At 51.3% G+C, this 10,867-nt stretch carries 7 protein-coding genes; 2 read left to right on the top strand and 5 right to left on the bottom strand.

Annotation, left to right across the window (positions count from 1 at the left end; translation table 11 throughout):
* Window positions 1-69: 69 nt before the first annotated feature.
* A complete protein-coding gene (locus tag APR53_04165) occupies window positions 70-525 on the top strand; it encodes a hypothetical protein (protein KQC04009.1) in 456 nt (151 codons plus the stop codon).
* 60 nt (window positions 526-585) lie between these two features.
* Here the strand turns inward: APR53_04165 and APR53_04160 are convergent, their stop codons facing one another.
* The 4 genes from APR53_04160 to APR53_04145 all read right to left on the bottom strand — a co-directional run bounded on the left by APR53_04160 (window position 586) and on the right by APR53_04145 (window position 6,185).
* Window positions 586-1,359: a hypothetical protein gene (locus tag APR53_04160; GenBank protein KQC04008.1), complete on the bottom strand. Its 774-nt coding sequence runs from the start codon at window positions 1,357-1,359 to the stop codon at window positions 586-588.
* A gap of 126 nt (window positions 1,360-1,485) precedes the next feature.
* Window positions 1,486-1,770, bottom strand: a complete 285-nt coding sequence (locus APR53_04155; GenBank protein ID KQC04007.1) for a hypothetical protein — start codon at window positions 1,768-1,770, stop codon at window positions 1,486-1,488.
* Window positions 1,771-1,886: 116 nt separating this feature from the next.
* Window positions 1,887-2,459, bottom strand: coding sequence for a rubrerythrin (locus APR53_04150; protein KQC04006.1), 573 nt, complete (start codon window positions 2,457-2,459; stop codon window positions 1,887-1,889).
* A 330-nt stretch (window positions 2,460-2,789) separates the two neighbouring features.
* Window positions 2,790-6,185, bottom strand: a complete 3,396-nt coding sequence (locus tag APR53_04145) for a hypothetical protein (protein KQC04005.1) — start codon at window positions 6,183-6,185, stop codon at window positions 2,790-2,792.
* Window positions 6,186-6,655: 470 nt separating this feature from the next.
* Here APR53_04145 and APR53_04140 point away from each other — a divergent pair, with 470 nt between their 5' ends.
* On the top strand, window positions 6,656-7,408 hold the full coding sequence (locus APR53_04140; GenBank protein ID KQC04004.1) for an SAM-dependent methyltransferase: 753 nt from the start codon (window positions 6,656-6,658) through the stop codon (window positions 7,406-7,408).
* Window positions 7,409-7,815: 407 nt separating this feature from the next.
* Here the strand turns inward: APR53_04140 and APR53_04135 are convergent, their stop codons facing one another.
* The gene (locus APR53_04135) at window positions 7,816-9,246 is read right to left on the bottom strand and encodes a hypothetical protein (GenBank protein ID KQC04003.1); all 1,431 of its coding nucleotides are present in this window, start codon (window positions 9,244-9,246) and stop codon (window positions 7,816-7,818) included.
* Between the last annotated feature and the right edge of the window lie 1,621 nt (window positions 9,247-10,867).

Below are 10,867 nucleotides of genomic sequence, written 5' to 3'. Positions count from 1 at the left end.
GATAACAAGCTAACGAGAAGATAAAAAAATGCTAAATATCAAAAAGGATTCAGGTGGAGGTGATGTACCATGTCATCGGAAGAGAATAAGGCCCTCGTCCGTCGGTTTATCGATGCCTATAACACGCGGAACCTGGATATTTTCGACGAACTGGTGGCCCCGGATTATATCGACCACACCCACGGGCAAACCGGCCTCGAAAGCTTCAAACAGCTCTTTTCGCTGGCGTTCGAGGCATTCCCCGACTGGCATGAGCATATTGAGGATATCATTGCAGAAGGGGATAAGGTGTGGGTCTGTGTCAGAGCGACGGGGACCCATACGGGCGAATGGAATATTTCCGGCGTCTCATTGCCCCCTACCGGCAGGAAAGTAACGATGATGATGGTATTCATCTGGCGTATCGCGGCCGGCAGGCTTGCGGAGGGGTGGGAAGTCGACAACGAAGTGAATTTTCTCAGACAGCTGGGTGCTATCGAATACACGGAAATGGGAAAACGACTCTTTCCGGACGATGCCGGGTAGGAGAATGCACCCCTTCCCTTCATGGTCTGGAGCATCCCCCCTTCCCCTTGGGCCCCTCCGCTACCGAGCGTGCACCTCCGCACTCCGCCGGATCTTCTTCTGGACCTTCTCCCACGTCCCGGTGACGAGGAAGCTCTCCTCCATGTAGCCGATCATCTTTTCAAACTTCTTCATCGGGATGGCCATGGTCAGCACGTCCGTCGGGACACAGGGGCGGGCCGAAGGGTCGAACATGCCGAGGACCGCCCTCGGGTGCTCCTTCTGCTGCTCGAGCCACGGGTAGTGGATGATCGACCCGCATCCCGCCCCGAAGGGACAGATGACCCCGCCGTTCGGGTCGGACTGGTCGAAATTGGCGAGGGTAAAGAGGCCCGAGAGCACTTCGGGCCGGGCAAAGAAGATCACGACCTCGGGGGTATCGTCGTCTGTCAGCAGGTCCCACCGCTTGAACGCATAGCACTTCCCTTCGGCGGGGATGTGTTCCCGGTGCCGGTCCATGTCATCCACGATTTCCGGCGTCCGTTTGTACCGCTCCCCCTCCACGACTCCGGGTTTTCCGCAGGAGAGGAAATAGCGGAATTCAGGGGCCCGTTCGGTCGCATAGCCGAGGTACCATTTCGCCCCGCTGCAGGAGAGCGATTCGTGATCGAAAATGAGGGAACGGCCTTTCCTGACCCGTGCAAGGTCGCAGACCAGGCACCGCCAGCCTTTCGGGACGGGGGCTCTTTGCAGGTTTTCGTCGGCCGCACCTATCCCGAACGTGATCGGGAGCTCCGACCCGTCAAAATACTCGTTCCACAACCCGGTAAACCGGTCACGCAGTGCGGTGTCCATAGGAGGTCGTTTCTGATGGCAGCGGGATAAAAGTATGGTGCGCCGGAAAATCCCCGCCGCTCCGTAGTCTGGTATCCCGCGGGTGCGTATCCCTCTGCGGGAGAATATCCTCATACGCCCCCCGATTCACTGTGCCATTTTATACATCTGTTCGGGAAGAATAGCGGTCATGGATTCGGTACTGAGCGTACCCCACTGGCTGATGTTGATAATGACGTTGGCAAGAGCTTCAGGGGACGGCAATTCAACGATTGCTACGAAATCATAGCGGCCAAGGGTATAGTAAAGGCTGATGAGGTTCCCGCCTGCCGATTGTATGATCTGTTGTGCCGTATCGTCCCGTTTTTTCGCTTCCTTCATTTTCGCGATGGCGATATCCGTCAATTTTCCCAGGACAATATAGAGTGTCATGATGAGCGGGATCGGGATTAAGGCAGATAAAAGTAATGGTGATGATTCCCATCGGAGAACGTGGAAGTGCTTCGGCAGCCGTTTGTGAAATCCGCAAAAAAAGAGAGGGGAGCCGCTCAATAATTTTCGCAGAAGAGCTCGAAATAGGCCTGCGGGTGGTCGCAGACCTGACATTTCTCCGGGGCTTCTCTCCCCTCGTGGACATGCCCGCAGTTCCTGCAGTACCAGAGCGTCGGAGTGTCACGGGCAAAGACGGTGCCCTGCACCATGGCTGCGAGCAACTTCCGGTAGCGCTGCTCGTGGTGCGCTTCGACCGTGGCAACCTGCCGGAAGAGGTGTGCGATCTCCGTAAATCCCTCCTCTTCCGCAACGCCGGCAAAGTCCGGGTAGAGGGTGTCCCACTCGTGCTTCTCGCCCTCGGCAGCGGCCAGCAGGTTATCCCGGGTCGTTCCGATCATGCCGGCGGGGTATGCCGCGACGATCTCGGCAGCGCCGCCCTTGAGCTGCTTGAAGAAGAGCTTGCCGTGCTCCTTCTCCTCGTCCGCAGTCTTCTGGAAGATTGCCGATATCTGCTCGTATCCTTCCTTCTTTGCCACGCTCGCAAAAAACGTGTACCGGTTGCGGGCCTGCGACTCGCCGGCAAATGCGGCGAGCAGGCATTTTTCCGTTTTACTGCCTTTGAACTTCATGCTATCCTGCAAAGAATATCTGCCCGTCACCGATATACCTTGCTGTCAGCATACCCCGGATATTCGCGGAGCCTGAGACATCGCCCTCTCTCGATCACGACCTCTTCCCGGCTGGGAACGAGGATGAACAAAAGATCGCCGGACTGTTCCCCGGCACCCCCCAAAAAAGGCGATCCCGTCCCTATCCGGCATCTGATAATCTGAAACGATGGCGTCCGTCGAGAGGAACGACAGGGAGTCCGGTGCCTCCTCTGCCGATGTCGCTATCCCGACGCAATATTCCCCGGACCGTTCTCAGAAAGTCGTGCTTTGTCGGGAACTTCCGGCTCATCATCGGCACGGAGCACAGGGACTGTATAAGCCTTCAGTCCCATTCCCTGTCATGCGCCACGCCGCTTCCGGCACCCGGATCTCGAACCTCGCACCTTTCCCGGGCTCACCGGTCTCGGAAATCCCGATGCCGGTCAGGGAAAGAATCTCCCGGACAAGGAACATCCCGAGGCCGGTGTTCATTCCGAATCCGCGTTCGAAGATTAGTTTCTTCTCCCCGGCAGGGATGCCCACCCCGTTGTCCTCCCAGACAACGAGAAGATCCCCATCCGACGTATGGCATGATGCCCGAATCTCTGTCACCCGTTCCCCATGGCGGATTGCGTTGTCAAGGAGGTTGGAAAAGACCTTCTCCAGCATCGGATCTGCAAATACACGGACACCCTCTACGTCGGCGGTCAGGCAGACTGTTGCCGGGAGCTGGCGTGGCATGACGGTGGCGAGATCAATCCATCGCGGCTCATGAGTACCGATATCCTCGTAGATCTTAGTGAATTCGATCTGGGACCGGATTGCCGTGAGGGCGGATTCGATCTTTCCCAGGTGCCCGGCCAGCGCCGGGTCGTCAATGTTCGTCTCCGCGATCTGTAGAAACCCGTGAGCGATCGCGACTTTGTTGAGGATATCGTGCCGGGTAATACCGGTCAGCAGGTTGAGCTGGCGGTTCGCCCGGCGGAGGGCTTCTTCGGCTTTTTTGCGTTCGGTGATATCCACGGCGAAGCCCCGGAAACCCTCCCGCTTCCCGGCAGTTCCGGTCAGTGACGGGCGGATCTCGATCGTCATGTCATGCCCGTCACGATGGCGGCCATGCACTTCGAGAGGTGAGAGCGATCCTTTGAGGGTACTATAGCGATGAAATTCCTGCATTGCATAGGATTTACCCTCATCCGCAAGCAATGTGATCATTGATTGTCCGATGAGCTCTTCCGGTGCATACCCCATGATTGCCTCGACCCGCGGACTGATATAGAGGAAATTCCCCTGCAGGTCGATCTCCCAGATCATGTCCGGCGAGGTCTCCACCAGAGACCGGAACGTCTCCTCGCTCTCGCGGAGTGCCTCTTGTGCCTTTCTTCGTTCGGTGATGTCCCTCATCACGCCGACCACGCCGGTGGGGTGATTTTCGCGGTCAAATGTGGGGGAGATAACTGTCTCAGTCCAGACCGTGGATCCGTCCTTTTTGTAGAATTCAAGTTCCATGGCCTGGTAGGGGGGGGCTGTAGTTTTTTCATGCAGCGCATGACGTTCCTGCTCCCGGCGCTGCGTGATGGTCCGGTAGGATGCGGGGGTCAGGGCGTCATGAATCGATTCGGCAAGCGCTTCTTCGGGCGAAAGCCCCCTGAGCGCAGTGACCGAGGGCGAGATATATGTAAGATGCATATCCAGGTCGGCGGTAAAGATGACATCATAGACATGGTCTGCCAGCAGGCGGTACTTCGCTTCGCTCTCCCGCATCGCTTTTTCAGCCTTTATTCGTTCGGAAACGTCTTTGAGAATACCGAGAAGTGCCGGCTGGTTCTGGTAGAGGATCTGGTTGACAAAGAACTCGCATTCCCGTTCTTCACCGCTTTTCAAGACGATTCGCGCGGTAAAGTCAGGAGGGGGAGTTCCTCCGGAGAGCCTCAGTTTCGCGTTTTCCTGCAGGCGGGACCGGTCATCGGGATGAACAAGGTCCCAGATGTCCATGCTGATGAGTTCGTCATAGGTATAGCCGGTGAGTTCCGTTGTCCTGCGGTTGGCAAAAAGGATCCGGCTGCCACGGTAAATATATACGACATTATCGCTGTTCTCGACCACGAGCCGGTATTTCTCCTCGCTCTCCCGGAGTTCTCCATCCATTTTTTTCCGTGCGGAAATATCGTTCATGACGCCGCGGAAGCCGGCAAGGTTCCCGTTCCGGTACACCGGCACCGCATTGATGAGAACCGGAATACTGCTGCCATCCTTCCGTATGACGGTATATTCCTTTGATTCCCGGGGTATCCCGCTGAGGAGTTTTTCGATGTGTTCCCGTACCCGTCCGTGCTGGGAAGGTTCTATGATCGACAAGGCATGTACGCCGTCTTTGAGATCCTCTTCGGTATATCCCAGCGTGGTGAATGTATGCTGGTTTGCATAGGTAACCTGAAAATCGCGGTCCATTTCAAAGACCATCTGCGGGAGGAGATCGGCAAGCTCGCGGTACTTCGCTTCGCTCTCGCGCACGCCATGTGCCTCCCGTATTTCACTGGTGATATCCTGCGCAATCGAACCGAACCGGAATCCCTTGTCGGTCCTGATGGGAAAGCTTACCTGCCGGTGGAAGACCCGGGTCCCGTCGGGACGCTCCGTTTCGATAATCCGGGGTTTATCGAAGATCGGGATCCCCGTACTGAGCATAGCACGGATCTTCTCCTCAAACGCTGCACGGTAGGCTTCGGTTCGCTTCTCGCGAGGGAGCATGCGGAATGTCACGTCTGCCAGCGAGCTGCCGAGGGCTTCTTCTTTTGGGATGCCGGTGATCCGTTCAGCTGCGGGATTCCATTCGATCACCGTTCCCTCTTCATCGACCAGTGTGACCGATTCACTGGTCGTCTCGAAGAATGAACGGAGCCGGGACTCGCTGTCTGCCAGTGCTCCCAGCGCCAGCTTCTGCCCGGTGATATCCCGTCCGACCACCTGGTATTCGAGTGGGCTTCCCCTGATGTCGAACAACGCACGGACCGAGAAGAGCTGCCAGTACGTCTTCCGGTCGCTGCCCGTGACCTTATGCTCCATCTCGCGAATTGGTGTTTCCGGTGTGAGCGATGCAAGAAATGTATCCATTCTCTCATCCTCTCCCATCTGCATGAGGTCGTGGATCTTCTTTCCCTCGATATCGGCCAGGGCGAGCACGGGGTGGAAGTACTGCCGGTAGGCTTCGTTGATGAACGTAACAATGCCATCCGGGGTGAACCGGCAGATCATCTCGGTCTGGTCATTGACAATGGTGCGGTACCGCTCCTCACTCTCCTGCAACGACATTTCCGCACGACGCCGTTGGACCGCCTGCCTGACTTTATGGGCGAGTTCTGCGAACTGCGCCCGCGGCTGGCCGCCTTTCTGGATGTAGAAATCCGCACCGTTGTTGATCGCTTCGATAACCACTTCTTCACGGCCCCGGCCGGTGAAGAGGATGAACGGAATGCCGTTGCCCGAACGTCTCACCTGTTGCAGAAATTCGATGCCATCCATCTCGGGCATCTGGTAGTCGGAGATGATGGCGTCATACCGCTCCGTGGGAATGCAGGTGAGAGCTTCCGTGGCCGAAGTGAGGGTATCGACGGCAAACTCGCCTTCTTTTTCCAGAAAGAGTTTGGCGATATCAAGAAGGGCGGATTCGTCATCGACGTAGAGGACGTGTATGGTATCCTGCATTATTCACACGTCCCGGTCGAATGCCATTTCTCTGCGGGCATGGTCAGATATCCGGTGATGGGAAAAAGGGAGGAAGTGCTTTCCTGTTCTTCCGGAATAATAAGGGTAGTGGAGAAAACGCCGTATGAGCACATTGTAGCCCTGCCTTGCTGAATATAATGCCCTTACCGGGAGGGTCCGGTGGTGGCTTGTGTATGGCCATCAAGACCTGTCCCAGGGGAGAGAGCAGAAATTGAGAGCGGTTTTGTCCGGGGTTGCACGGAGGCGGGAGGCATACCCGTACCCCTGACCCGAGATCAATTTGGTCCGGAGGATAAAAAAATTAATGAAATCTGCACTGCCGGCAGAGATGATTTTTTATGGCCACAAATATGGCGGGAACCGGCTTCGGTTCTGATCCGGCCGGGCGTTGGAACGGAGGGTGCCGGGACGACCACAAATTACATACAATCCTGAAATTAACATGATATATGGAAAATAATCCGATTTTTACAATTTTTGAATCGTTTCCCCGGCAGGGGGCGGGGGATGATGAGCACACGGAAAAGGCATTTTCAATCATCGCAGAACCACTACAAGGAGGTGGTGAGATCCTTGATGTCGGCTGCGGGAAGGGTGTACAGACGATGGCCCTTGCCCGCCTGTGCCCGTTCTGCAACATCATAGCGACCGATATACACCAGCCCTACCTCGATGCGGTGGATGAAAAAAGTGCAGCCGAAGGTTTTTCCGGGAGAGTTACAACGGTCCGTGCGTCCATGGACGATCTTCCCTTTGGAGAGGAGTCGTTCGATATTATTTGGGCGGAAGGATGCGCATCCATCATCGGCATCGAAAATGCCGTCAGGTACTGGAAAAAACTCCTGAAACAGGGCGGATACATAATGATCTCGGATATATTCTGGTTTACGGAGACCCCCTCCGACGAGGCACGGGAATTCTTCGCCGAATTCCATCCCGCAATGATGACCGAAGAGAAAGGATTCGAGATCATCCGGAATGCCGGGCTCGAGCTGGTTGGATCCTTCCGGCTCCCGTCACGAGTATGGGAAGAAAGTTTCTACGGTAGATTGAGGGCGAAGTTTGGAGAACTCGAAGAGGAATTTGCGGATGATGCGGGTGCCCTGATGGTAATCGAGGGGTTGAAACGGCAGACCGGAATCTTTGAGAAATACCCGGAGGAGTTCGGGAATACCTATATGGTAATGAGAAAACCACTGTGAAGAATATTGGATGAAATCACTTCTTTTTTCACGTTTTAATAACTATTGTGAGAATGTCAACAGACAGAATTGCTTATTTTAACCATCAAAATAAGCCCTGTCGTCATCGGTCAAGGGTTCTTGCCTTGAAGGTTGAATCCCTCACCATAATAAAAATGCCTGCATTATCGATCGGGTGACGAGAGCATCGCCACCAAGAGCAGCGGGTGGGCGCATGACGATTGCGAGATTTATCCCAAACAGTGAGTTCGAATCTCCCCCCTCGCATTTTGATTTTGGGTTATAGTTATCTCGAAAAAATGAAACCGCAAAATCGTGAAGTGACATCACTTTTCTGAAGGGCGAAACATTGTTCATCAATGTTACAAAAAACGTCTTAAAAAATTGAGAGAATTTTTGAAAGATTTTTACGTTCCCCACATCCAGAAGAGGGCCCGGACGTCTCCAAATCCGATGAACCCATTGCCATCGTAATCGAAGCACGCGATCGGTTCATTCGCAGGAATCCAGACATCATAATACTCGAAGAACAGGCGAATGTCGCCGAAACTAAAGACACCGTCGCCGTTCACATCCTCGTAGAAGCCGTCATTATCGAGGTCCTGCGGTGGATTGGTGCAGCCGGGGAGGGGGTTGGTTATGTTGGCAATTCTAAATACCGCTTCTTGTTCTGTTTCAACATTTCCTGCATTATCAGTTGAGAAATAATAAATCGTCGTTTCGCCAACATCTAAAATAGTAAAGGGACTTGCATATGTGGACCATGGGGTACCATTGATACTGTATTGCGTATTATTGATGCCTGATCCTCCAGTGTTGTCTATAGAAATAAGAGTGACATTAACGCTGGATGAATAACAATTATTTTCTAATGTTCCTTCTAGTAATATCGAAGTTGCTGGTGCAATGACATCATCAGTTGGGAAATCAGATTCATTATAGATTGCAGCAATTAATGAATAAGGTTCACCTGCATCCGGTACATCGATTGCATTAATTCTAATAGACCAAATTCCCTCTTCCGGTGAGGAAATTAAATAATAGATGCTGTTCTCATTTTCATAAAATCCTATCACGGGATCAATATTTTCCTGGAGTGTCTGCCCGCTTGGCGAAACAATTGTCATACCGAGTTGACTTCCTAAATATGTAAGAGTATATTCCAATTCATTGATATTTGCGCCGACAGGAATGTACAAGGCCAAACACATCCCTTTTTTAAGGACACCTCCGTTCCCCTCTTGTGCTTTAAATTTAAGATCGAATTCGGAATCTGTCGAAGGTGCATTATTCATACATGCTTTAGAAGGATCCTTGAGATATTCAATTATCCGAGAAATTACAGTGGCATTGTTCGTTGTTGTGTTATGCGTTAGCCCCTCATAGCAATCGATACCCTTTCCCGCAAGTTGGCTCTGCTCAAGTGCAACGACTCCATCGCCAAGATATGTTCTCCAGTATTTTCTCTTTCCATCGACAAATTTCATTGCAATTGTTTTCCCACCAAATCCTAATTCAATGGAACCAAATAATTTTATCCTGCTAAATGATGCATCTTCATTTTCATTTATTCCAACGATAACGCGATAAAGAACACCATTATCAAGGTTATTATCATTTAATGTTTCGACTTCAGTGCTAGAGGTTTTCATGGCTTTTACTGCCGGTTTTGTCCCGATGAGATTATGGACAAACAACCCAAGCCAGTCGGGCACGAGCGGATCACCCTTATCAGCGAGTGCAGCGCCATGGTTCACGGGATTGATACCTATCCACTGTCTCACGCTATCAGATCCTCCCATTTCTTCCATATACCATCGTGTAACCATAGCACCCATGGAATGACAGATGATGTCATATTTCCCGGAATATCCGCCGTTATATCCCAATCCAATAATTTTTTCTGAATTTAAACATAATTCTCCAATTTCTTGCTCTAATTCTTGAGCATAGCCGATTGGATTTCCTGTTGCTCCATCTTCAGAATAATCAAATACATAATATGGAATTGCATTATTTTCCAACTCAACAATGAGTTCATTCCAATTATTGGGGGATCCTCGCCATCCATGAACCAGGATCACAGGAAGTGGTTTAATCTGAACAGTTTGTGCCGTAGAATTTGTTTCTCCGTCATTATCTTCAACAGTTAATGTTACCAAATAGTCTCCGGGTTTGGAATAATGGTGCTTAATCACCATGCCATCTACAATCGTTTGATCTCCGAAATCCCAGTGATAATTTACAATCACACCATCTTGATCGTATGAAGAAGAGGCATTAAAAGTGATATTTTCTTCAACAATAATCTCTCCAACTATTAGAGGAGATTCTTGAAGGACCTCAAATTGCGCTACTGGTGGCTGGTTTAAAGAGTCAACGGTAATAGTAATGGCCTCTGAATCACTCAGTGGTGGAGTTCCGTTGTCCATAACCTCAAAGAGCACATTTTCATAGACACCAGCCTGTGTGGCGTCAGGCAACCAAGTAAATTTTTGAATCGAAGGATTGAAACTTGCTCCGAGCGGGAGATTAGTTGCATAGAAAGTGAGCGCATCGCCATCGGGATCAGATGCAGTGATGGTGAATTCAAGTGTTTCACCTGCTAAAATTTCTTTATTTCCTATCGGATCCAGAACCGGTGGGCTGTTTGGTTGTGTTGACCCTGATATCAGTTCAATCTGTGTTGTAATTGCGACATATTCTTCATATGTTGTTGTCTCCGCAGGGATTCCTTCGGGAACGGGATTTTGCGACTTTAAACTGGTTGTAAGGATTTGAACATTAATTTCATCTGAAAGGCTTATCGGCACACTCTCCGATCCGCCTACACTACCTGCTCCGATTCCAATCGATCCTTGTCCGTTCGCAACAAGGGTGAGGGGGAGGGGTATGTGCTGGGCCGATGCCCAAGGATCAAAGGGGAGAACGGGTCGCTGATAATTGACAATAAGATGTGCACTATCGTAGTTACTCAGATCGTAATCCGATAAATCGTAGTGAGCAAAGTATTCGTACCCAATGTTATACACATCCAAGAAAGAAGATTGTATATCAACAATTCCCCGCTGTCCAGCATATCCTGCTTGGCTCCCACTAAACGATGTCTGTGATCCCGTACTATTAACATAATCTTCCCATGAAGTGGTTCTCACAGCATCATAATTCGCTTTATAGCCGTTATCATAAGAAGTATAGGTTATATATCCTGATGAATCAGGGGAAATAGCCGTAATATCCTCAGCAGAACAAAATGACGGTAGAAATGATAAAAGGATAATTCCAAATACTACACAAATAAATCCATGCTGATTTAATGTCATGACATTCCTCATATATTAATAGATTTTTCGTTTAGCTTTACGTTCCCCACATCCAGAAGAGGGCCCGCACGTCTCCAAACCCAATGAAACCATTGCCATCGTAATCGAAACACTCGATCGGTTCGTTGGCCGGCAC

Origin of the sequence: Methanoculleus sp. SDB, assembly GCA_001412355.1 — an archaeon.
Lineage (GTDB): Archaea > Halobacteriota > Methanomicrobia > Methanomicrobiales > Methanomicrobiaceae > LKUD01.
This window is presented reverse-complemented; position numbering and strand designations above follow the sequence as displayed.